The sequence below is a fragment of the Kitasatospora sp. NPDC001664 genome (assembly GCF_053596675.1).
This window is the reverse complement of record NZ_JBSFGS010000008.1, coordinates 154,831-177,093: the sequence shown is the minus strand read 5'-3', so window position 1 is coordinate 177,093 and position 22,263 is coordinate 154,831. Positions and strand designations below refer to the sequence as shown.

Annotated in this window: 20 protein-coding genes and 1 tRNA gene; 12 read left to right on the top strand and 9 right to left on the bottom strand. The window is 72.7% G+C overall.

The window, feature by feature from the left end:
* Nucleotides 1-49: 49 nt before the first annotated feature.
* Nucleotides 50-1,402, bottom strand: a complete 1,353-nt coding sequence (locus ACWCYY_RS13990) for a PP2C family protein-serine/threonine phosphatase (protein ID WP_449796143.1) — start codon at nucleotides 1,400-1,402, stop codon at nucleotides 50-52.
* Nucleotides 1,403-1,863: 461 nt separating this feature from the next.
* Here ACWCYY_RS13990 and ACWCYY_RS13985 point away from each other — a divergent pair, with 461 nt between their 5' ends.
* On the top strand, nucleotides 1,864-2,574 hold the full coding sequence (locus ACWCYY_RS13985; protein WP_345287210.1) for a bifunctional DNA primase/polymerase: 711 nt from the start codon (nucleotides 1,864-1,866) through the stop codon (nucleotides 2,572-2,574).
* 156 nt (nucleotides 2,575-2,730) lie between these two features.
* Here ACWCYY_RS13985 and ACWCYY_RS13980 read toward each other — a convergent pair whose 3' ends face one another.
* The 4 genes from ACWCYY_RS13980 to ACWCYY_RS13965 all read right to left on the bottom strand — a co-directional run bounded on the left by ACWCYY_RS13980 (nucleotide 2,731) and on the right by ACWCYY_RS13965 (nucleotide 6,977).
* The gene (locus ACWCYY_RS13980; RefSeq protein WP_449796142.1) at nucleotides 2,731-3,717 is read right to left on the bottom strand and encodes a DUF5926 family protein; all 987 of its coding nucleotides are present in this window, start codon (nucleotides 3,715-3,717) and stop codon (nucleotides 2,731-2,733) included.
* A gap of 133 nt (nucleotides 3,718-3,850) precedes the next feature.
* Entirely contained in the window at nucleotides 3,851-4,378 is a 528-nt protein-coding gene (locus ACWCYY_RS13975; protein WP_380149493.1) for an ATP-binding protein, read from the bottom strand.
* A gap of 240 nt (nucleotides 4,379-4,618) precedes the next feature.
* The gene (locus ACWCYY_RS13970) at nucleotides 4,619-5,428 is read right to left on the bottom strand and encodes a glycerophosphodiester phosphodiesterase (protein WP_449796141.1); all 810 of its coding nucleotides are present in this window, start codon (nucleotides 5,426-5,428) and stop codon (nucleotides 4,619-4,621) included.
* Nucleotides 5,429-5,516: 88 nt separating this feature from the next.
* On the bottom strand, nucleotides 5,517-6,977 hold the full coding sequence (locus ACWCYY_RS13965) for a purine-cytosine permease family protein (protein WP_449796140.1): 1,461 nt from the start codon (nucleotides 6,975-6,977) through the stop codon (nucleotides 5,517-5,519).
* A 310-nt stretch (nucleotides 6,978-7,287) separates the two neighbouring features.
* Here ACWCYY_RS13965 and ACWCYY_RS13960 point away from each other — a divergent pair, with 310 nt between their 5' ends.
* Together ACWCYY_RS13960 and ACWCYY_RS13955 are read left to right on the top strand one after the other, a co-directional pair.
* Nucleotides 7,288-8,910 carry a S1C family serine protease gene (locus ACWCYY_RS13960; RefSeq protein WP_449796139.1) on the top strand — a complete coding sequence of 541 codons (1,623 nt, stop codon included), beginning with the start codon at nucleotides 7,288-7,290 and terminating at the stop codon, nucleotides 8,908-8,910.
* A 47-nt stretch (nucleotides 8,911-8,957) separates the two neighbouring features.
* A tRNA-Ser gene (locus ACWCYY_RS13955) sits at nucleotides 8,958-9,045 on the top strand.
* Nucleotides 9,046-9,104: 59 nt separating this feature from the next.
* Here the strand turns inward: ACWCYY_RS13955 and ACWCYY_RS13950 are convergent.
* Nucleotides 9,105-9,869: an SDR family NAD(P)-dependent oxidoreductase gene (locus tag ACWCYY_RS13950; RefSeq protein ID WP_345287198.1), complete on the bottom strand. Its 765-nt coding sequence runs from the start codon at nucleotides 9,867-9,869 to the stop codon at nucleotides 9,105-9,107.
* A 163-nt stretch (nucleotides 9,870-10,032) separates the two neighbouring features.
* Between ACWCYY_RS13950 and ACWCYY_RS13945 the strand changes: the two genes are divergently transcribed.
* The 7 genes from ACWCYY_RS13945 to ACWCYY_RS13915 all read left to right on the top strand — a co-directional run bounded on the left by ACWCYY_RS13945 (nucleotide 10,033) and on the right by ACWCYY_RS13915 (nucleotide 17,002).
* Nucleotides 10,033-10,473: a transketolase-like TK C-terminal-containing protein gene (locus ACWCYY_RS13945; protein WP_449796138.1), complete on the top strand. Its 441-nt coding sequence runs from the start codon at nucleotides 10,033-10,035 to the stop codon at nucleotides 10,471-10,473.
* 416 nt (nucleotides 10,474-10,889) lie between these two features.
* The gene (locus ACWCYY_RS13940; protein ID WP_449796199.1) at nucleotides 10,890-12,098 is read left to right on the top strand and encodes a 3-deoxy-7-phosphoheptulonate synthase; all 1,209 of its coding nucleotides are present in this window, start codon (nucleotides 10,890-10,892) and stop codon (nucleotides 12,096-12,098) included.
* Between the two features lie 81 nt (nucleotides 12,099-12,179).
* On the top strand, nucleotides 12,180-12,959 hold the full coding sequence (locus ACWCYY_RS13935) for a 2,3-dihydro-2,3-dihydroxybenzoate dehydrogenase (RefSeq protein ID WP_345287194.1): 780 nt from the start codon (nucleotides 12,180-12,182) through the stop codon (nucleotides 12,957-12,959).
* A 117-nt stretch (nucleotides 12,960-13,076) separates the two neighbouring features.
* Nucleotides 13,077-13,712, top strand: coding sequence for an isochorismatase family protein (locus ACWCYY_RS13930; protein ID WP_345287192.1), 636 nt, complete (start codon nucleotides 13,077-13,079; stop codon nucleotides 13,710-13,712).
* A gap of 69 nt (nucleotides 13,713-13,781) precedes the next feature.
* Entirely contained in the window at nucleotides 13,782-15,716 is a 1,935-nt protein-coding gene (locus tag ACWCYY_RS13925) for an anthranilate synthase family protein (RefSeq protein WP_345287190.1), read from the top strand.
* Between the two features lie 98 nt (nucleotides 15,717-15,814).
* Nucleotides 15,815-16,147 carry a hypothetical protein gene (locus ACWCYY_RS13920; RefSeq protein WP_345287188.1) on the top strand — a complete coding sequence of 111 codons (333 nt, stop codon included), beginning with the start codon at nucleotides 15,815-15,817 and terminating at the stop codon, nucleotides 16,145-16,147.
* Between the two features lie 156 nt (nucleotides 16,148-16,303).
* On the top strand, nucleotides 16,304-17,002 hold the full coding sequence (locus ACWCYY_RS13915) for an HAD family hydrolase (RefSeq protein ID WP_449796137.1): 699 nt from the start codon (nucleotides 16,304-16,306) through the stop codon (nucleotides 17,000-17,002).
* Nucleotides 17,003-17,029: 27 nt separating this feature from the next.
* Here the strand turns inward: ACWCYY_RS13915 and ACWCYY_RS13910 are convergent, their stop codons facing one another.
* Nucleotides 17,030-17,992, bottom strand: a complete 963-nt coding sequence (locus tag ACWCYY_RS13910) for a ScbA/BarX family gamma-butyrolactone biosynthesis protein (RefSeq protein WP_345287184.1) — start codon at nucleotides 17,990-17,992, stop codon at nucleotides 17,030-17,032.
* A 274-nt stretch (nucleotides 17,993-18,266) separates the two neighbouring features.
* On the opposite strand from ACWCYY_RS13910, the gene ACWCYY_RS13905 reads away from it, so the two are divergent.
* Nucleotides 18,267-18,905, top strand: a complete 639-nt coding sequence (locus ACWCYY_RS13905; RefSeq protein WP_345287182.1) for a ScbR family autoregulator-binding transcription factor — start codon at nucleotides 18,267-18,269, stop codon at nucleotides 18,903-18,905.
* A 54-nt stretch (nucleotides 18,906-18,959) separates the two neighbouring features.
* Here ACWCYY_RS13905 and ACWCYY_RS13900 read toward each other — a convergent pair whose 3' ends face one another.
* Nucleotides 18,960-19,661, bottom strand: coding sequence for a ScbR family autoregulator-binding transcription factor (locus ACWCYY_RS13900; protein WP_345287180.1), 702 nt, complete (start codon nucleotides 19,659-19,661; stop codon nucleotides 18,960-18,962).
* 276 nt (nucleotides 19,662-19,937) lie between these two features.
* Here ACWCYY_RS13900 and ACWCYY_RS13895 point away from each other — a divergent pair, with 276 nt between their 5' ends.
* Nucleotides 19,938-21,152 (top strand): IS701 family transposase, encoded by a 1,215-nt coding sequence (locus ACWCYY_RS13895; RefSeq protein ID WP_345287178.1) that lies wholly within the window; start codon nucleotides 19,938-19,940, stop codon nucleotides 21,150-21,152.
* Nucleotides 21,153-21,277: 125 nt separating this feature from the next.
* Here ACWCYY_RS13895 and ACWCYY_RS13890 read toward each other — a convergent pair whose 3' ends face one another.
* Nucleotides 21,278-22,153 (bottom strand): shikimate dehydrogenase, encoded by an 876-nt coding sequence (locus tag ACWCYY_RS13890; RefSeq protein WP_345287176.1) that lies wholly within the window; start codon nucleotides 22,151-22,153, stop codon nucleotides 21,278-21,280.
* Between the last annotated feature and the right edge of the window lie 110 nt (nucleotides 22,154-22,263).

Genomic DNA, 22,263 nt, shown 5'->3' with positions numbered 1-22,263 from the left:
GGGCACCGCCAGCGGGTCCGGACTCCGTCAGCCGCCCGGGGGGAGGAACTCAGTCGAAGCGGGCGGCCAGCAGCACCAGGTCGTCGGTGCCGCCGTCGGCGCCGGCGGCGGCCAGCAGGTGGGCGCAGAGCCGGTCCGGGTCGGCCCGCACCTCCCGGGGGGCGTCGGCGGCGGCCCGGCGCAGCGCGTTCTGCCCGGCGTGCAGGGTGGGGCCGCAGCGGCGGGCCAGGCCCTCGGTGTAGAGCACCAGCACGTCGCCCGGCCCGGCCTCGACCTCGACGCCGGGCGCCTCCCAGCAGCTGAGCATGCCGAGCGGGGCGGAGAGCGAGGTCTCCACGAACTCGGCGCCCTGACGGGTCACCAGCACGGGAGGGCAGTGCCCGGCCCCGGCCAGGGTGATCCGACGCTCCTCGGGCTGCACCCAGGCGTAGAGCGCGGTGGCGGTCCGGGCCGGCTCGGTGGTCTTGAGCAGCAGCTCCAGGTCGCCGAGGACGGAGACCGGGTCCTCGCCCTCCAGCACCGCGTACGCCCGCAGCGCGGCGCGCACCCGGCCCATCGCGGCGGCCGCGCCGGGCGCGGAGCCGGGGCCGGCACCCAGGCCGTCACCGGCCACGCTGCCGACGGTCAGGCCGAAGGTGCCGTCGGGCAGCGGGATGGCGTCGTACCAGTCGCTGCCGGCCGAGCGGTCCAGCGCGGCGGGCAGGCAGCGGGCGGCCATCCGCAGCCCGGCGCCGACGGGCAGGCGGTCCGGCAGCAGGCCGCGGCGCAGCGCCTCGGCCTGCCGCTCGGCCCGCTCCTGGTCGAGCTGGCGGGCCAGCAGCTGGGCGGCGAACTCGCAGTACCGGTGGGCCAGCAGGCGGCGGCCCGGGTCCGGCTCGGCCGGTTCGTCGTAGAACCAGGCGGCCGCGCCCAGCGGGCCGTCCTCGGGGGTGGCCAGCGGGAGGGCGAAGCAGGCGCCCAGACCGAGCTGCTCGGCCACCTCGCGGAACCGGGGACCGGCCGCCGGGTCCTCCGCCAGATCGGTGATCAGCAGCTGACCGGCCCCGTCGGGGTGGCTCAACAGGCCCGCGAACGGCCCGTGTTCGGCGGGGACGGTCTCCAGGGCGCCCAGCTCGGCCCGGTCCAGGCCGAGGCCGACCGGTCGGCCGGCGCCCCGGGCGGTGGTGGTGATCAGACCGCGCCGGGCGCCGAGCAGAGCGGCTCCGGACGCCAGCACGGTGGCCAGCGTGCCGGCCAGGCCGCGGGCCCGGGTGAGCAGCTCGGTGTGCTCCTGGAGCACCGTGAGATCGGACAGCTGTCCGGCCAAACGGTCCTGCAGGTCGGCCGTTCCGCTGGTGGCCAGGAAGCCGAGGTCCGGCAGCACGGCGGTGGTCGCCGCTGCCGGTGGCTTGGCGTCGGTCATGTCCCAACTCCCCACACATTGGTACGTGTCACGCAGGACCCTCAGGACCGCCCAAAAGGATTGCTATGTCACTACTCGGCATCAATCCACCACTTGTACACAGGCCGAAAGGGGCATGTCCAGAATCGGGACAAGGCCGGATGGCTGGTTCTCGCCCGCTCCCGCCCGCCCGTCGACCTGCCCGGACGCCGCGTGCGGCCGGACCGCGTCCGGGCCGGTGGGGCCGACGGTCCGTCAGGTGCCGTCGGCGATCGTAGGGTTCGCCCGCCGACCGGCCGCCCGGGCCGCGCGCCACTCACCCGTACGGTGGAACCGAAGGCTCCCGAGGAGCGTCCGTCCGGTCGTATGCGGGATTCTCGTTCCGGGCCGTCCGGCCCAGGCCCCGCCCCGGCCTGACCCCAGAGCCCCTCTGGCCCAGCGGTCCAGGAAGCGGCCGCGGAAGCGGAAAGGAACGAGCGCCGATGCCATGGTCACGTCCCCGACGGGGCACCGCCGGAGCACCCGGCCCCGCCGCCGGCAGGGTCTGGCTGCGCTGGCCGGGCAGTCGGCGCCGGGTCAGGGCCGCGCTGCGCGGAGCCGCGCTGGAGGCCGCCGGCCGCGGCTGGCCGGTGCTGCCGGGAGCGCACGCGGCGCCGGGCCGGCCCGGCGGCTGCTCCTGTGCGGACCAGGGCTGCCCCACGCCCGGCGCGCATCCGCACGAGCCGCCGCTGGTGGCGGCCACCACCGATGCCCGGATGGTGGGTTGGTGGTGGGAGAGGCGGAGCCCGGACGCCCCGGTGCTGCTGGCGACGGGGCGGACGGTCAGCGCGGTGAGCGTTCCGGCCAGGGCCGGGGCCCGCGCGCTGGCCTGGTTCGACCTGATGGGCCTGCCGGTCGGCCCGGTGCTGGCCGGGCAGGGGCGGTACCTTCTGCTGGTGGCGCCGTACTCGCTGGCCGAGTTGGGCGAGCTGCTGGCCGAACAGCCGTGCGTGCCCGGGGTGATGCGCTACCACGGACCGGACGGGTACCTGGTGCTGCCGCCCTCGCGGGCCGGGTCCGGCTCGGCGCCGGCGCGGTGGGTCCGGCCGCCGGTCGGGGACCGGCCCTGGCTGCCCGAGGTGGGAGGCCTGCTCGGCGCGCTGATCGCGGCGAGTTCGGCTGACGCCGCCTCAACTTCCCTCGGGAAACAGTGAATCCGGCCGCTGGCGACGGGGGATGCACCAGCGACCGGACTGTTTAAATGGTAACAAAGATCCTCGTCCGCGCCAATTTGTCCAAGGACTCTGTCACCTGGGGTTTCTCCGTTCGGGCGGCGAATGTGACCGGAGTCACTCCGCCCGTGCGGATCCTCAGTTGAGGGTCACCTGACGGTTCACCAGATTGGCCCGGGCCTTGCGCTCCTCGACGGTCAGCGGGGCCTCCTCCGCCAGCGCGCCGGCCAGTCGCTCGGCGAACGCGGCGGCGGGCGCCTCGCAGTCGGCGGCGGTCATCGACTGCGGCAGGTCCCAGACCGGGACGGTCAGGCCGTGCGCACGGAACGAGCCGACCAGGCGGGTGTCCTCGCCCAGCGAGGAGTCGCCGGCCGCGTCCAGCCGGGCCAGCGCGTCCAGCAGCTGCTCCTCCGGAACCGTCATGACCCAGCGCAGGTGGTTCTTGTCCGCCGCGGCGCACCAGTACGAGGACGGCACGCTGGAGATCTTCTCGGTCGGGATGGCGGAGGCGTTGGCCCGCTCCAGGGAGGCGGCCACCTCGCCCTCGGCGGCCTCGGCGTCCTCCAGCCAGAACTCGAAGCCGGTGAACACCTCGGGGGTGAACTCGGCCTCCAGGTCCAGCAGTTCCTGCAGACGACGCCCGCCGGGCACCGTCCGGCGGGCCGGCACCGGGGTGCCCGGCTCGGTGGCCAGGGCCAGCTCCAGGGCGTCCGCCAGGTCGCGGCTCAGGTCACCGGAGGAGGACTGGGTCTGCAGGCCGAGCAGGATCGAGCCGTCCTGGCGGCGCAGCGCGGGCCAGGCCAGCGGCAGCACGGTGGCCAGGGTGACGGACGGGACCGGGCCGTTGGCGGTGTCGGCCACGCCCTTGGCCAGGGTCAGCGGCACGGTGGCGGCGGGCACCAGCTCGCGCAGCGCGACCCAGTCGGCCTCACCGGGCAGACCCTCGAACGGGCGGTGCACCAGCTCCTGGACGGCGTGCGCGGCCTCCCGGCCGTGGCAGGCCTTGTACCGGCGGCCCGAGCCGCAGGGGCAGTCCTCACGGGCTCCCACCACGGGGATCTCGCCCGAGGTGACGGCGGTGGACGGACGGCGCTGCGGCGACTTCTTGGCGGCCTTCTTGGCCATGGTGCGGCTCCCGGTACGGCGACTGGCTTGCCCCGGAAGCCTACTGAGCTTTCGGCCGCCACCGCGTCCGTGTCGCGCGTCGGGCCCGGACGGGCCGTCAGCCGCGGCGCCGGACCGGGCGCCGGACGGGGCGTCAGGCGGTGCGCGCCCCGTGGTCGGGGTGGAGCGGCAGTGCGGCCCAGACCGTCACCCGGCCCGGGGCGTCCCGCACGCCCCACTCGCTGGCCAGCCGTCCGACGATGGCCAGGCCGCGGCCGCCGCGCGCGGTGAGCGAGGGGCGGGCGGGGAGCGGCCGGGTGGCCGCGCCGCCGTCGGTGACCTCCAGGGTGAGCGAGCCGTCCCCGGGGAGCCGCCAACGGACCGTCACCCCTTCGGGTTCGCCGTCCTCGCCGCACCCCGCCCCGACCAGGACCGGGGCCGGGTAGCCGCCCGGCGCGTCGTCCTTGAGGTCGGCCAGCCTGCCCAGCGGGCGGGCGTAGCGGCAGGAGTTGCTGAGCAGTTCGGACAGGATCAGGACAGCGTCGTCGATCACCGTCTCGTCCACCGAGCGGTCACCGAGATCGCTGCGCAACCGGCGTCGTGCCGCTCCGACTCCGGCGGGCCCGTGCGGCACCGCCATGGTCGATGAAGTCGGCACCTCGTGTGCCATCATCAACGCCACCCCCGGACCTCCTTCAGCATTCGCCGAGGGATGGATGCCCCTTGGTAATGCGTCGGAAACGGGCGTTCATCGATCGCGGCACGACATTAACGGCCTTCGTAACTCGCGGTGGGCACATGGTGATTGGCTGCTCACGGAACGTCGTGAAAACGACCGGAATTGGCCACTCCAGGTGTTCTGCGCCGCAGTTCACGCCCGTTCACAACCCTGCGCGGGCGAATACCGGCCGACTTGACGCAACTATCGGCCGAGTTGACTCAGAACCGCTCGCGGCCGGTTGGTGATGATGGCCTCGACGCCCAGTTCCAGGCAGAGCTCGACGTCGGCCGGCTCGTCCACCGTCCACACGTGCACCCGGTGCCCGGCCCGGCGCAGGGCCGGCACCAGCCCGGGGTTGGCCCGCACCAGCTCGATCCCGGGGCCGGCGATCCGGGCCCCGCCGGGCAGCACCCGGGTGCGGCCGATCAGCGGCAGCCGGCGCTCCAGCAGGTAGACGGTCGGCACCGTCGGGGCGGCCCGGCGGACCCGGTGCAGCGAGAGCTCGGAGAAGCTCATGATCCGGACGGCGGACTCCTCCGCGCTGTCCGGCAGCAGGCCGAAGCGGGCCAGCTGGCGGAGCAGCTCGGCCTCGGTCCGCCCGGCGTACCGGGTGGGGTGCTTGGTCTCGATGGCCAGCTCGATCCGGCGGCCGGCGTCCACCGCCAGCTCCAGCAGCTGCTCCAGGGTGAGCACCGGGCTGGGCTCGGGGGCGTCCGGGTGCTTCCAGGAGCCGAAGTCCATCGCCTCCAGCTGAGCCAGCGTCAGGGCGGAGACCGCGCCCCGGCCGTCGGAGGTGCGGTGCACGGTGCGGTCGTGGACACAGACCAGCTTGCCGTCGGCGGTCAGCCGGACGTCGCACTCCAGGCCGTCCGCGCCCTCCTCGATCGCCAGCCGGTACGCGGCGAGGGTGTGCTCGGCGCGGGCCGCGGAGGAGCCGCGGTGGGCGATCACCTTCACCGCCGCGCGGTCGGGGGTGTTCGTCGAGGTCAAGGCCTGGTCCCGGGTGTCCACGCGGACCACCCTACGAGGCGGCCGGTGGCCGTCGGCCGCCGCCACGGGAAACTCCGGGTGAAGTCCCCGTGGCGGCGGTACCGCCGCGCTACTTGCGCGGCTGGACGGCCAGGGTGGCCAGACCGGCCACCAGGAAGGCGAACAGCGAGGCCGAGGTCCAGGCCTGCGGCGTGAAGCCCACCGAGGACTGCAGGTCCTGCCAGAAGCCCTGCCACCCGTCGATCGCGGTCGGCGCGATGAACTGGTAGGTCGCGAAGCCCAGCGCCCACGGCAGCAGCATCAGCGGCCGGGCGGGCGCGTCCTCGTCCAGGTTCCAGCTGGTACTCGCCCGCTCGCCTCCGGGGCGCTTCGACCCGGTGTCGACAGTCGTCCCTCCCGCGGTCGCTTCGCTCCCTTCCTCGCTCCTCCTTTTCGACACCGGCGCGCCCCTTCGGCTCGGGGCGGTGCGGCCCGTGCCCAGGAAGTAGTCCGCCGCCAGCACCGCGAACATCGGCACGAAGACCGCGCCGATCAGGCCGAGGAAGGCGTAGTAGGAGGCGGTGAACTCCTCGATGTTCAGCGCCAGCACCGTCACCAGGGCGCCGATCCCGCCGGTCAGCAGGCGGCGGTCCACCTTCGGCAGCAGGTTCTGCACCGACATCGCGGTGGAGTAGACGTTGGCGAAGGACTGGTCGGTCTCCCGGATCACCAGCACCAGCAGGAAGGCCCAGCCGGCCGCGACGCCGGTGAAGGAGGAGAAGATCCGGGTCGCGTCGCCGTCCGACTGCAGCAGTGCCACCACGCCGAGCAGGTAGCACCAGACCTGCGCCAGCGAGTAGCCGGAGAAGGTGGCCCAGTAGGCGGAGGAGGCGGTGCGGGCGTGCCGGGTGTAGTCGGCGGCCAGCGGCACGAAGGAGATGGAGACCGCGATGATCGCGTCGGTCGCGGTCAGGAAGCCGGTCCAGTTGCCCGCACCGGGGTTCGGCACGCCCTGGCGGACCAGCTGGACGGTGAAGTACACCATCGCGATGCCCACCGCGATGGTCACGTACTTGCGCAGCACCGCGATCGAGCCCAGCGGCCAGATGGTCAGCGCCGTGGTCAGCACCCCGGCCAGCAGCACGAACAGCCACCGCCAGCCCTGGGTGCCCGTCACCTCCTGGGCGCCCATCGCGATCACCAGCAGCTCGTACACGCCCCAGCCGATGCACTGGGCGATGTTCAGCACCGTCGGCACGTAGGACAGCCTGGTGCCGAACAGGCCGCGCAGCAGGGCCATCGCGGGGGCGCCGGTGCGGGCGCCGATCAGCGCGGCGACGCCCAGCATCGAGGTGCCGATCGCGGTGCCGGCCACCGTCGCGGTGATCGCGGCGGCCAGCGAGAGCTCGGCGCCCTTGACGCCGATCACGGTGGCGGCGCTGGTGAAGCCGATCAGGCTGACGCCGAGGTTGGCCCAGAGCGAGAAGAGCGCCCGGAAGTCCAGCGTGCGCGGCGGCGCCGTGTCGAGGACCAGCGGCGCCTCGGCTCTCGCGGAGACGTCTTGGACAGGGGAAGGCGAAGCAGCCGTCATGGCCGAAGCTCCCTACGCCGGCATTACCCGGACAGGTTCGAGCGGTCTGCGCTCCCTCGCCGCACGGCCAGCTGCTGCATGGCGTACGGTCGTTCCGCGCACTCTCAGCCTGGACGGTCCAAGCTCCCGCGTGTCAGTTTGGAGCGCCAGGCTAGCCGCAGGACCGTCGAACACCAAGGCGGGGCCCAAGGCGTGGGATGTCGGGAACGGCTAAGGATTCTCACCAATCCTTCAGAACGCTCCTTACGACAACTGAATCGGACATGCGGAAAACTGTGGCCCAAGGTCCTGTCAGCTATGGAGGTCGTCCGTGAGCACCGAGCACGTGAGTGGGGACTCGCGTCCCGAGGAGGAGCGCACCTCCACGGCCCGGGAGGCGGCTGACACCGCGTCAACCGCCGCCCCCGCCGCGCCCGCCGACACGGTGGCCCTCGGCAAGGTCGCGCCCCCGGCGCCCTCCTACCTGGACGCGCCGCCGCCGGTGCTGCCGCCCGCGCCCGCCGCCCCGCCGGCCCCCGCGCCCGTCGCCCCGCCCGCCGCGCCGCCCGCGCCCGCTGCCGCCGCCCCGTCCTACCTCGACGCGCCGCCGCCGGTGGTCCCGTCCGAGAACCCGTACGCGGTCCCGGCCGCCGCCCCGCTGCCGCCGGTCGCCGACCCGCACGGCCACCCGCACCCGCAGCCGCAGGCGCACCCGCACCCCTTCGGCGCGGGCACCCCGCTCGGCGGCTGGGCCGCCCCGCCCGGTGGCGGCGGCCCCGGTCTGCCCGGGTACCCGGAGTTCCCGGGCGCGGCCACCCCGGTGCCCGGCCGCAAGCGCGGCGGTCTGATCGCCCTGGTCGCGGCCGTCGCCCTGCTGGCCGGTCTGGCCGGCGGCGCGATCGGCGTCTCCGTCGCCGACCGGGACGGACGCACCTCGTCCTCCTCCGGCCGGGGCTCCAGCACCACGGTGCAGGCCAGTCAGAACCAGCAGGCGGTCAACCGGGCGCCCGAGTCGGTCGCCGGGATCGCCAACAAGGCGCTGCCGAGCGTCGTCACCATCAAGGCGCAGGGCTCCGGCGAGTCCGGCACCGGCACCGGCTTCGTCTTCGACACCGAGGGCCACATCCTCACCAACAACCACGTGGTGGCCCCGGCCGCCAGCGGTGGCAAGCTGACGGTCCGCTTCTCCGACGGCTCCTCCTACGCCGCCTCGGTGGTCGGCCGGGCCCAGGGCTACGACGTCGCGGTCATCAAGCTCGACAACCCGCCGAAGGACAAGCTCGTCCCGCTGGCCCTCGGCGACTCGGACAAGGTCGCGGTCGGCGACGCCACCATCGCGATCGGCGCCCCGTACGGCCTGGAGGGCACCGTCACCACCGGCATCGTCAGCGCCAAGGACCGCCCGGTCGCCTCCGGCGACGAGACCAGCGCGCAGGCCTCCTACATGAACGCGCTGCAGACCGACGCCTCGATCAACCCGGGCAACTCCGGCGGCCCGCTGCTCGACGCCTCCGGCGCGGTGATCGGCATCAACTCGGCCATCCAGTCGAACAGCAGCGGCTCCGGCCGGGCCGGCTCGATCGGCCTCGGCTTCGCCATCCCGATCAACCAGGCCAAGCGCGTCGCCGGCGACCTGATCGCCAACGGCACCCCCGTCTACGCGATCCTCGGCGTGCTGCGCAACGACGACTACAAGGGCGACGGCGCCCAGATCCAGACCTCCTCCGTCCAGGGCAAGCCCGCCGTCACCCCCGGCGGCCCCGCCGACCAGGCCGGCCTCAAGCCCGGCGACGTCATCACCAAGCTCGGCGGCCACGTCATCGACAGCGGCCCCACCCTGGTCAGCGAGATCTGGACCTACAAGCCCGGCGACAAGGTCGAGGTCGAGTACACCCGCGACGGCAAGACCGCCAAGACCACCGTCACCCTCGGCGAGCGCAAGGGCGACAACTAAAGGGTGTGCACGGATCCCCGTGGGAACCGTTAGGCTGACCTCCGCCTGGAGAGTTGCCCGAGCGGCCTAAGGGACCAGTCTTGAAAACTGTCGTGGCGTGACCCGTCACCGTGGGTTCAAATCCCACACTCTCCGCTGCGGCGAGGCCCCCGACCACCAGGTGGTCGGGGGCCTCGGTCGTTTCCGAGCGGGCGTCAGATCAGCAGGCCGCCGCTGACCTCCAGGCGCTGGCCGGTGGTCCAGCCGGCGGCGGGGGAGGCGAGGAAGGCGACCATCTCGGCGATGTCCTCGGGGGAGCCGATGCGGTCGAGGGCGGAGAGGGCGGCGAGTGACGCGGCCGCCTCGGGAGTGGTGCGGCGGCGGGCGTTCATGTCGGTGGCGACGTAGCCGGGGGCCACGGTGTTGACGGTGATGTTGCGCGGGCCGAGGTCCTTGGCCAGGGCCAGGGTGAGGGCCTCCAGGGCGCCCTTGGTCATGGCGTAGCCGATCGACTCGGGGAAGGAGACCCGGGTGGCGGCGGAGGAGATGTTGACGATCCGTCCGCCCTCGCGCAGGTCGGGCAGCAGCCGCTGGATCAGCAGCAGCGGTGAGCGGGTGTTGACCAGGTGCAGCCGGTCGTAGTGCTCGGCCGAGAGTTCGGCCAGGTGGCCGCCGCCGGAGAGGGCGGCGTTGTTGACCAGGACGTCCAGGCCGCGGTCGGCGCCGACCGCGGCGAGCGCCTCCCAGAGCCGTGCACAGAGCAGGTCGGGCCCGTCCAGCTCGGCCAGGTCGGCGCCGGCCGCGACGGCCCGGCCGCCGTCCTTCTCGATCAGCCGCACCGTCTCCTCGGCGGCGGCCTCGTTCACCCCGTAGTGGACCACCACCAGTGCGCCGTCGGCGGCCAGTCTGCGGGCGATGCCCCGGCCGATCCCCCGGCTGGCACCGGTGACCAGTGCGGTCTTGCCCTCCAGCGCTCCCATCGGAGCCCCCTCTCCGGTCGGAAATCCTTCGCGGCGATCCAACCACAGTGCGGTGATGGACATGTGACGGAGTGACAGAAGCGGGATTGTCCGTGTCGGGGTGCGGGCGGAGAGTCGTTCGTACGGTGGGGGAGCGGCTTCGACGGAGAGGCGGGCGGGCGCGATGGGCATCCCTGGAGAGGACACGCCGGCGGTCCGCGGCGGGCACGTGCTGGCGGAGGCGTCCGCAGGTCTGCCGCAGGTGATCCTGATCGCGGACGGCGGTGAGGAGCGGGTGGCGCTGCGGGCCCGGGAGATCCTGGAGGCGGCGGGGGTGGCCACCCGGGTGGTGGCGATGTCCTGTCCGGCGCGCTTCGACCGCCAGCCGCGCGAGTACCGGGAGCGGGTGCTGCCCCGCGGTGCCGGGGTGCGGGTCTCGGTCGGGGCCGGCGCCTCGCTGGGCTGGTACGCGCTGGCCGGCCAGGCCGGTGCGCCGGTGGGCCTGGCGGGCGCGGGCCTGTCGGCGCCGTACCAGACGCTGTACGAGCAGGTGGCCTTCGCCGCCGAGCGGGTGGCCGCGCGGGCCCGGCTGAGGCTGGCCGAGGTGCGCGACCGCGTCGCCTGATCCACCACGACGCGCAGGGCCCCAGGGCGCCGTCCGGCTTCGCCGGGCGGCGCTCCGTCGTTCCCGCCCCCGGCCGGCGATCTGACGCAGTACCGGGCCCGGTGCCTCAGGAAGGGCTGATCTGGCGAAGTGGCCGACGGACCACCGGGAATTCGGGAATTCCGATGCCAGGAATTTCGTCGGCGACCGGTCAATTGCCAAAACAATCCAACCGGACGGTTCCTAGTGACAGGGTTGCGTCCACCTGACGGAGTGTCAAAGTCGCCGTTGACCAGCCAGTTTGCGCTACTCAAACTCAAGTAAAGGTTGCCTTCCGCACTGAATCCACAACATTGTCCGGATATTCGGCAGCCGCGCTTTCCGGGCAAATGGAAAAGAATTCATGACCACGGAGGTTCTGAGTGAGTAGCGACGTCATGGCGGCACAGTCGGCTCCGGCCGGCCCGCCGCTGTCGGAGAGCGAACTCCAGTACTGGAAATCTCTCCCCGCCCAGCAGCAGCCTGCCTGGGAGGACGCCGAGCAGCTGTCCCGGGTGACCGCCGAGCTGTCCGACCGCCCGGGTCTGGTCACCCCGGCGGAGCTCGCCGAGCTCCGCGGCCTGCTGGCCGAGGTGGCCACCGGCCGCCTCCAGGTGGTCCAGTCCGGCGACTGCGCGGAGGACCCGGCGGAGTGCGAGCCGGGCTACGTGACCCGCAAGGTGGGTCTGCTGGACGCGATGGCCGGGGTGGTCTCGATGAACACCCGGCGCCCGGTGCTGCGGATCGGCCGGATGGCCGGTCAGTTCGGCAAGCCGCGCTCCAAGCCGACCGAGACGGTCGCCGGCGTCGAACTCCCGGTCTACCGGGGGCACATGGTGAACAGCCCCGAGCCCGACCCGGAGCTGCGCCGGCCGGACCCGACCCGGCTGCTGGCCGGTTACGACGCCGCCGCGCGGGCCTTCGACGCGCTGCGCGAGCGCGCCGACGCCGGCCTGGCCGCCGCCGGTGCTCCGGTGTGGACCAGCCACGAGGCGCTGCTGCTGGACTACGAGGTGCCGATGCTGCGCCGCACCGACGACGGCCGGCCCTACCTGGCCTCCACCCACCTGCCGTGGATCGGCGACCGGACCCGCCAGCTGGACGGCGCGCACGTGGCGCTGCTGGCCTCGGTGGCCAACCCGGTGGCCTCCAAGGTCGGTCCGAGCATGAGCATCGAGGACCTGCTGACGCTCTGCCGCACGCTCGACCCCGAGCGCGAGGCGGGCCGGCTGGTGCTGATCGCCCGGATGGGCGCCTACAACGTGGCCGGGAAGCTGCCCGCGATGGCGGCCGCGGTCAAGGCCGAGGGGCACCCGGTGGTCTGGCTGACCGACCCGATGCACGGCAACACGGTCAACGGGCCGGGCGGGCTGAAGACCCGTCTGGTGGAGACCGTGGTCCGCGAGGTGCGCGCCTTCCAGGACGCGCTGCTGAGCGTCGGCGCGGTCCCGGGTGGTCTGCACCTGGAGACCACGCCGGACGACGTGACCGAGTGCGCCCGGGACGAGCGCCAGCTCGACCGGATCGGCGAGAAGTACACCAGCTTCTGCGACCCCCGGCTCAACCCGGAGCAGGCACTTGAAGTCGCGGCTGCCTGGCGGGGCTGACCCGGCCCGGCGCCACCCCTCCTACCGGCCGACAACGGTCGATCCTCCTCGATCTTTGGGGTCGAAATGAGCATTCACGGAATGGAAAACAAGGTCGCGATGGTCACCGGCGCGGCCGGCGGCATCGGTGAGGCGGTCGTCCGAGGGCTGGTCGAGCGAGGTGTGACGGTCGCCCTGGTCGACCGGAACGGCGACCGGCTGGAGGACATCGCCAAGGAGCTGCGGAACGCGGGCGGGCGGGCGGAGGCGTTTCCGGCCGACGTGACCAGCAGCACCGATGTCGAGGAGGTGGTGGACTCGATCGAGCGTCAGCTCGGCGGGATCGACTACCTGGTGAACGGGGCCGGCGTGCTCCGGCTCGGTCCCGCCAAGGAGCTGACCGACCAGGACTGGGCGACCACCTTCGCGGTCAACACCACCGGGGTGTTCTTCATCTCCCGCGCGGTGGTCAACCGGATGGTGGAGCGCGGGCACCGCGGCGCGATCGTCACGGTGGCGTCCAACGCCGCCGGCACCGCGCGGGTGGACATGTCGGCGTACGCGGCCTCCAAGGCGGCGGCCACCATGTTCACCAAGTGCCTGGGTCTGGAGGTCTCCAAGTACGGCATCCGCTGCAACGTGGTGGCGCCCGGCTCGACCGACACCCCCATGCTCACCGCGCTCTGGTCCGACGGTGACGACAGCGCCTCGCGGGCCTCGATCGAGGGCGTGGCCGAGGTCTTCCGGGTGGGCATCCCGCTCGGGCGGATCGCGCAGCCCTCGCACATCGCGGACGCGGTGCTCTTCCTGCTCTCGGACCAGGCCGCGCACATCACCATGCACGACCTCACCGTCGACGGAGGCGCCGCGCTCGGGCACTGACCAGGGCCGGCGCCCCACCGCCGGCCGCCGGGGCTGCGGGTCGTCCCACCGGCCCGCAGCCGCCCCGACGCCGCGTCGGCAACCGTACGGAACAGCAGAGTTGAGAGGACAAGCGTCATGGGGATCCCGACCATCAGCCCGTACCCGATGCCCCAGCAGGGCGACCTGCCGGAGAACACCGTCCAGTGGACCGTGGACCCGGCCCGCGCGGTGCTGCTGATCCACGACATGCAGAAGTACTTCCTCAAGCCCTTCGAGGCCGGCGAGTCCCCGGTCACCCAGCTGGTGGCCAACGCCACCCTGCTCCGGGACCGCGCCGCCGAGCTCGGCATCCCGGTCGCGTACACCGCCCAGCCCGGCGGCATGACGCCCGAACAGCGCGGCCTGCTCAAGGACTTCTGGGGCCCGGGGATGACCATCGACGCCGAGCACAAGCAGGTGGTCGAGCCGATCGCCCCGGCCGAGGGCGACCTGGTGCTGACCAAGTGGCGCTACAGCGCGTTCCACCGCACCCAGCTGCTGGAGTTCCTGCGCGAGCAGGGCCGGGACCAGCTGGTCGTCTGCGGGGTCTACGCCCACATCGGCGTGCTGGCCACCACCCTCGACGCCTACACCCACGACATCCAGCCGTTCCTGGTCGGCGACGCGATCGCCGACTTCACGCTCGACTACCACCGGATGGCGCTCAAGTACGCCGCCGAGCGCTGCGCGATGGCGGTCACCACCAAGGCCGTGCTCGCCGACCTGGACTGAGCGGACGGGGCCGGAACGCGACGGAGCAAGCACCAGAAGCGGCGCCAACGGACAATGGAGGAGAGCAACATGACGGACAGTCAGGCCGGGCAAGAGCTGCTGGAGCGGATCCTCTCCGGGCGGCAGTCCGGCTACGCCCTGCTGTACCGGCCGGAGGCCGGCGGGCCGGGCCGGGTGGACCTGCTCGGCGGAGAGGTGGCCGAGGTCGCCCGGCTGGCCGACATCCCGCTGGCCGAAGGGGAGCCGACCGCCACCGGCCGGGCCGAGCACGAGGTGCTCGCCCTGGTGCCCTACCGCCAGATCGCCGAGCGCGGCTTCGCCGCCGCCGACGACGGGGCGCCGCTGCTGGCGCTCGCCGTGCGGGAGCAGGCCTCGCTGCCGCTCGACCAGGTGATCGCACAACTCCCGGACCAGGCGATCGAGTTGGCGAACGGCGCGTTCGACGTGGACGACCAGGAGTACGCCGGTGTGGTCCGGCAGATCCTGGCCGAGGAGATCGGCAACGGCGAGGGCGCCAACTTCGTGATCCGGCGGGCCTTCGTCGCCGACATCACCGACTACACCCCGGCGGCCGGCCTCACCTTCTTCCGCCGTCTGCTGGAGCGCGAGCGCGGCGCCTACTGGACCTTCGTCATCGACACCGGTGAGCGCACCTTCGTCGGCGCCACCCCCGAGCGGCACATCAGCCTCTCGGGCGGCGTCGCGGTGATGAACCCGATCAGCGGTACCTACCGCTACCCGGCCGGCGGGCCCGAACTCACCGGCGTGCTCTCCTTCCTGGCCGACCCCAAGGAGGCGAACGAGCTCTACATGGTGGTCGACGAAGAGCTCAAGATGATGGCCCGGATCACCGAGTCGGGCGGCCGGGTGACCGGCCCGCACCTGATGGAGATGGCCCGTCTGGCGCACACCGAGTACTTCATCGAGGGCGAGACCTCGCGCGACCCGCGGGAGATCCTGCGCGAGACGCTGTTCGCCCCCACCGTCACCGGCAGCCCGCTGGAGAGCGCGGCCAAGGTGATCAAGCGTTACGAGCCCAAGGGCCGCGGCTACTACAGCGGCCTGGTCGCGCTGATCGGCCGCGACGCGGAGGGCGGTCGCACCCTGGACTCCTCGATCCTGATCCGCACCGCCGAGATATCCGCCGCCGGCCGCCTGAGCATCGGCGTCGGCGCCACCCTGGTCCGCGACTCCCGGCCGGAGTCCGAGGTCGCCGAGACGGCGGCCAAGGCGGCCGGCCTGCTGGCCGCGTTCGCCACCCGCCCGGCGGGCGCCGCCGCCCCGGCCGAGCCGGTGCGCTTCGCGCGGCACCCGGACGTGCTGGCCGCCCTGGCCCAGCGCAACCTCGCGCTGGCGCCGTTCTGGCTGGAGGACACCGCGGAGCGCAAGCGCCCCGTCCCCGGGCTGGCCGGCCGCCGGGTCCTGGTGGTGGACGCCGAGGACACCTTCACCGCCATGTGGGACCACCAACTCCGGTCGCTGGGGCTGGAGGTGACGCTGCGTCGGTTCGACGAGGAGTACTCGCTGGACGAGGACTGGGACTTGGTGCTGCTCGGTCCCGGCCCGGGCGACCCGCAGGAGGTGGACCACCCGAAGATCGCCCACCTGCACGGCGCCACCCGCCGGCTGCTGGCCTCGGGCACGCCCTTCCTCTCGGTCTGCCTGAGCCACCAGGTGCTCTGCGCGGTGCTCGGCCTGGACCTGGTCCGCCGGGACATGCCCAACCAGGGCGTGGCCAAGAAGATCGACCTGTTCGGCCGGACCGAGCTGGTCGGCTTCTACAACACCTTCGCCGGGCACTCCGAGCGGGACCTGCTGCGGCTCCCGCTCGGCGACGGCGGGGCCGAGGCCGAGGTGGAGGTCAGCCGCGACCCGGCCAACGGCCAGGTGCACGCGCTGCGCGGGCCCGGCTTCCGCTCCATGCAGTTCCACCCCGAGTCGGTGCTGAGCCAGGACGGCCTGCACATCATCACCGACACCCTGGTCTCGCTGCTCGCCTCCTGAGCCCGGACCACCCCCGACCCGTGCGGGGCGGCCCCCCTCCCCGGCCGCCCCGCACGAAGGCCTTCCACGAACCGATCCGGCCGAGTTGGAGCAGTCACATGCGCGTTGTCGTGGTCTGGTGGGACCTCGCCGAGTCGAAGGCGGGCATCGAGGAGCTGCGGGCCTTCCTGCGGGACGAGGCGGTCGAGCGCTTCACCGGTCACCCCGGGCTGGTCCACAAGAGCTGGATCTCCGACCTGGAGGCCAACCGCTGGGGCGCGGTCTTCCTCTGGGAGTCCGCCGAGGCGGCGGGGCGTCCGCTCCCGCCCCGGGCCGCCGAACTCATCGGGTACCCGCCCACCCACCGCTGGGCCTTCGACGTCGAGGCCGGCGTGCTGGGGGCCGAGCACCGCCTGGCCGGTCTGGCCGGACTCGGCCTGGCGTTCGGCTGACGGCCGTTCGGCTGCCCGCTCAGGGCCCCGCCCGGGCCCGACCGGCCGGAGAGCGTCGGTCGAAGTGACGTAGAGCGCGGCTGAGTTGACGGTGCTCTGGCAGGAGGCCCCGCCCCGGGTCGTAGACTGGCGGCCGATCCGATCGGGGAGGGGCCGATGGCGGCTGAGCCGCTCCGGCGGCTGCGTGCGGCCGCCGTCAACATCGACGGTGTGATGCTCGACGACACCTTCAGTCCGGTGATCCACCACTTCGTCACCAGCCGGGGCGGCGCGTACACCGCGGAGGTGGAGCGCCGGATCTTCTCGCAGGACCAGCGCAGCGCTGCTGCCGCCGCCGCCGAGGCGGCCGGCCTGGACTGGCCGGTGGAGCGCGTCCTGGAGGTCTACTTCCGGGAGCGCGAGGAGTACCTGGCCCGGCGCCCGCTCCAAGTCCTCGACGGCGCACCCGAGATGGTGGCCCGGCTGCGCGCCCTGGGCCTGCGGACGGTCTGCTACGGCGGCCTGTCGAGGGCCCACTTCGAGCGCGAACTCGGCGAGCACACCGCACTGTTCGACGATCCGGGCTATGTGTGCACCGACGGATTCCGCCCCGGTGTCCGGGAGATCGTCGTGGACGTGCTGGGGCTGCGCCACGACGAGGTGCTCTTCGTCGACGACGTGGCCCGGGTGGCCGAGGCCGCCCGTGGGCTGGGGACGGCGTTCATCGGTCACCCGAGCGGGTTCGAGCACGGCTTCCAACCGCGGCTGATGCGGGAGGCCGGGGTGCGGCACCTGGCGGCGGAGCCTGCCGAGGTGGACGAGGCACTGGTGCGAGCGGTGGACGAGGAGGCCGCCACCGGGAGGCTGTGGAGCTGAGGCCGAAGAGGCGGGCGTGACGCGGCGTCAGGCCGGGCTGCACACCCACGGGTGGCTGAGCTCGGCGGTGACCCGGCCGCGGCCGGACGAGGAGACGGCACCGGTGCGGCTGCCGCGGAGCAGACAGGTGGGCACGGTCAGCGTGCTGGCGAAGACCGTCCGGCCCCCCTGCTCGGCGCGGACCGAGACGGTGCGCCGGTTCGGGTGCTCGACGGGCAGCTCGACCGCCTCGACGAAACAGGGCGCGTCGAACTCCACGTAGTGGCTGAACTCCGAGCTGGCCGAGGAGACCAGGGCCGCCTCCGGCACCATGATCCGGGCCGCCTGCCGGGCCGCCTCCAGCATCACCATGCCCGGGACGTGGTCGCCGGGGTGGTCGAAGAGCACCGGGTGCCGGGTGTCCAGCCGCAGCTGCCAACGGTCCCGCTCACCGGTGGCCGAGAGCACCACGTCCGCCGGGGAGAGCCGGCCGACCAGGGCGGGATCCACCGGCGGGGTCGGCTGCACGTGGACGAGCGGTGACACCACCCGGTTCTCCCGGACCCGGCGGTAGACCTCGGGGCTCATGAAGGTGGCGCTCACGTTGGCGACGGCGGCGATCTGACCGTCCCTCAGCAGCGTCATCTGGTACCGCAGACCGGCCACCCGGCGCCCGTGCTGCCTGGTCACCGTCGTGCTGACCAGCACCTCCAGCTCGGCCGGAGTGTCACGGACGGTGAGCTGGTGGAGTACCGCGGTGAACTCCAGGTCGTGCAGCAGAAAACGGCTCGTGAGAGGTACGGCGAACTCAGCGTGGGCGAGTAGAGTACCAACCTGCCGGATGGTTTCTGCTATGAGAGTGGAGTCGTGGTGAAGGCCGTCGGGCGAGCCGAAGAAGCTGTGACCGCGGGGCCACTGGGCCGAGACCGAGAAGAACCGGTCGTCGATCCGGCGCCAGCGGGTCAGCAGGACCTCGGCCACGGCGGCGCGGTGCACCAGCTCCTTGGGCACAGTGGTGGTGAAAGACGCAGGTGGGGCCAGTAGGGAGTGCAAGGAAGTGGTGCTTGTCGGGCGGTGCACCGCCTCGACTCCGAGTGCGGTGGCCGAGAGCAGGTCAGACATGGTCCCCCCCAAAGGATCACTGTCAGCAGACGGGCGACGACGCGCAGCAGGCACTTACAATACAGGGCAGCCGGTTTATTTGTAGACCCTGATACCTCGAACTCCGACAGCAGTCCAATGCCTGTCATGAACGGATCAAAGTAAGACGGGAGAGAGCCAGCCCATGGCACAGCAGGAACGGGCAGTCCAGACCAGGAGGAGCATCCTGCTCGGCGCGGCCCAGGTGTTCGACGAGTACGGATATGACGCCGCCTCGATCAAGGAGATCCTGGTCAGGGCCCAGGTGACGAAGGGCGCCCTCTACTTCCACTTTCCGTCGAAGGAGGAGTTGGCCCGGGGCGTGCTCCAGGAACAGACCGTCTATCTGGACATTCCGGAGAACGTCTCGAAGCTCCAGGAATTGATCGACCTGACGATGGCGGTGGCTCACATGCTTCCCGTCTCGCCGCTGCTGCGGGCCGGCCTGCGGCTGGCCATGGAGCGGGGTTCGGTCGACTTCTCCGACAGCAATCCGCTACTGGCCTGGGCCGGGGTGTGCGGTGGTCTGCTGGAGAAGGCGAAGGGGCTGGGGGAGGTGCTGGCGCAGGTGGACGCCAAGGAGACGGCCGAAATGCTGGTCGCCAGCTTCGCCGGGGTGCAGACCTTCTCCCAGGCGGCCACCAACCTGGCCGACATGGAGGAGCGGGTCTCGGTGCTCTGGCGGCACCTGTTGCCGACCATCGCACTGCCGGCCACCCTGGTGCGGCTCGACGCGGCATCCGGCCGGGGGGCCAGGGTGCTGGCGATGGCCGGCCAGGACTGAGCACGGGGCGGCGTCGGGAAGGCGGAGGGGCAGACACTCCGTCGGAACGGCACGTCAGCGGGCCGAGTGGCCTGCCCGCCCCGCGACGGAGGCCGCGATCGGATCGCCGATCGGATCCCCGGCCGGAACGTCCACGGAGGGACGGGGCGAGGTGCGGATGTCGTCCAGCTGCTCCGCGGGGACCAGCAGCGGGAGCACGGCCTGCCAGAGCCGGGTGATCACCTTGGGCTCCAGCCAGTCCCGGTCGCGCCGGGCGATGATCTCCACCCCCGCGGTGGCGGCGGCGAGCAGCCCGGCCGCCTCCTCGACCCCGGCCTCGGGGTGCATGCGGCCCGCCGAGGCGCTGCGGGAGAGCTGACGGGTGATCAGGCGGATCCAGGCCGGATGGGGGTTCGGTCGCTGCTGCTCGGTCAGTCCGTTGTCGTCGGTGAGCCGCAGGCCGGCCCGGAAGACGATGTCGGTGGCCAGCAGGTGCGCCAGGCCGTGGCTGAGGTCGATCAGGTACTGCAGCGGACAGCCGCCCGCACGCCGGGCCCGGCGGACGACCTCACGGAGTCCGTGCCGCGACTCGGCCATGACCGCCTCGGCGAGCAACTCCTTGGAGCCGAAGTGGAAGTAGAGCGCTCCCTTGGAGATCCCGGTCGGCCGGGTCACGTCGTTCAGGCCGGTCATCGCGAAGCCCACCTGGTCGAACGAGGCGGCTGCTGCCCTGATCAGGACCATGCGGGTGCGTTCGGCGCGTTCCTGACGGGCCATCAAGGCTCCTCCCTGGTGGCGCCGGTGGCCCCGCGCGAAGCCCCGGTTTGCTGAGTGTTCATCTTCCGGAGTAGCGTAACAAACCGCTTACCCGGTATTTCTAAGGTCTGTCATGTTTCCTCTGGTGACCTTGCGCTGGCGGTGCGTAAGATGACGGAGTCAGCAAAACCAACCAGTCGGTTCTGTACTGTATCCATCACCAGCATCTGCTGTCTGGCTGCGCGGCGCCGCCCGGCGCCCCACCGGACGGTGACCACGGAGGAGGGGACGGGGGCTGTGGAAGGTGTTAGCGAGAAGAACGTTCCTGAGCACATCTGGGGTGACGTGGCGGACGACTTCGTCACGGAGTTCTCCCGCCGGATGCTGGCTTCGCTGAAGCGTCGCGACCAGCGTGCCCGCGGGGAGTGGTACATCTCGGGCTTACTGTCGGTGCAGGGCCGCAAGTCCATGCGGGCCTTGGCGGCGGTGGCCGGGTACGGAGCTGCAGAGCAGAGCCTGCACCACTTCATCAGCGACTCGTCCTGGCGGTGGGGGCCGGTCCGCCAGGCGCTGGCCAAGCACCTGGACCGGGTGCTGCTGCCGCAGGCCTGGGTGCTCAACTCGATGGCCATCCCCAAGGCCGGCGAGCACTCGGTCGGGGTCGAGGAGTCCTTCCGGACCGAGCTCGGACGGGTCGTCAACAGCCAGCAGGCGTACGGGGTGTGGCTCGCCAGCGAGGACATGAGCGCACCGGTCAACTGGGGTCTGGTACTGCCGGCCGACTGGCTGGCCAACGAGGAGCGGCGCAAGCGCGCCAAGATCCCGGACGAGGTCTCGGCCACCACCCCGGAGCTCTGTGCCGTCAACAGCGTGGTCGAACTGGCCGCTCCCGACTGGGGGTTGCGCCGCCGCCCGGCGGTGCTGGACGCCCGCGAGCTGGACGCCGCCACCCTGGTCGAGGAGTTCTGCCGGCGCGGGGTCCCGTTCGTGATGCGGGTGAGCGGGTCGACCAGGCTGGTCGGCTTCGACGGCAGCCTGCCGGGGCGCGGCGAACGGGTCTTCCAGGCCCAGCAGTTGATCGAGTGGGCGAAGCGCTTCTCCCGGCCGGTGGGCTGGGTGGACCCGGACTACTCGATCACCCGCTCGATCCTGGTCAGCGGGACCAGGGTGACCATGCCGACGGTCCGGCGCCCCGGCATGATGGTGCCGCCGGAGCGCGCGCTGGCCCTGGTCGGCGGCTGGTCGGGCTCCAAGGGCAAGCCCGCCGAGCTCTGGCTCTCCAACCTGGTGGACGTGCCGCCGGTCGCACTGCTGCGGCTGGGCCGGCTCACCCGGCGGGTCGCCAAGGACTTCGCCGAGGTCTCCGGCCGGGTCGGGATGCGGGACTTCGAGGGACGCTCCTACGCCGGCTGGCACCGGCACGCCACCCTGTGCTCGGTGGCCCACGCGATCTCGGTGCTCTCCACCGCGCGGCGCCAGGGCTTCGACAAGTCGCAGGAGCTGTCGGCCTGATGGCGGCCCGGGGGCGGGAGACGGCGACGGGCGGGGTGGCCTGCGCACGGTCGTGCGACGGCCACCCCGCCCGACGGACCGTCCGGGCCTCCCGGGAGCGGGTCGGCCCGGACGGGCGGGGCGGGTCAGTCCGCGCGGCGGAGCAGCTCCTCCTGGGCCGCGCGGCGCAGCGCCGCGATCGGCACGTCGCTCCGGCCGGTGAGCAGCTCCAGCTGACGGGCGGCCTGGTGGACCGCGAAGGAGACGCCGTCCACGACGGTGGAGCCCGCGAAGCCGGCCGCCTTGACCAGCCTGGTCGGCCAGGCCGAGGTGACGACGTCGAAGACGGCGGCCCGGGAGTGCATCACGGCGGCGGCGAAGGTGTCGGCGGCCCCGGCGGGCAGGGTGGAGATCACCAGGCCGGCCCCGGGCAGCAGGGCCTCCAGGCCGCCGAAGGTGTGCACGTCCACGGCGATGCCCAGGCGGCCGGCCGCGGCGGTGGCCTCGGTCGCGCGGCTTCGGTCGCGGACCACCACCGAGGGCTCCAGCACGCCGAGTTCGCGCAGCGCGGCCAGTGCCGAGCAGGCCGTGGCTCCGCCGCCGAGCACCACCGCCGAGCCGGGTGAGGTGACCCCGGCCTCGCGCAGCGCGGTCAGCATGCCGTAGACGTCGGTGGTCTCCCCGTGGCTGCGGCCGCGGCGGAACACCACGGTGTTCACCCCGCCGACGTCCAGCCCGAGGTCGGAGACCTCGTCGATCAGCGGCAGCACCGAGCGCTTGAGCGGCATGCCGAGCGCGAAGCCGGCCCAGCCGCTCTCCAGACCGGCCAGCACGCCGGGGAGTTCGGTCTCGTCGCACTCGATGTTCTGGTACGACCAGTCCAGGCCCATGGCGGTCAGCCCGGCTCGGTGCAGCGCCGCGGTGATCGACTGGCCGACGGGTGAGCCGAGCACCGCGGTGCGTCGGGCGGCCTGGCGGGGCGGCGTGCTGCTCTCCAGCACGGGGGGCTGTTCGATGCGCATCGTCGTGCTCCTTTCGCCAGGGGGAACGGCCTACCGGACGGGCAGGTTCCACTCACTGTCCCGGTTACCGCCCAGCTTAGGTAGCGGTGGGCCGGAAGCGGGTGGGCCGC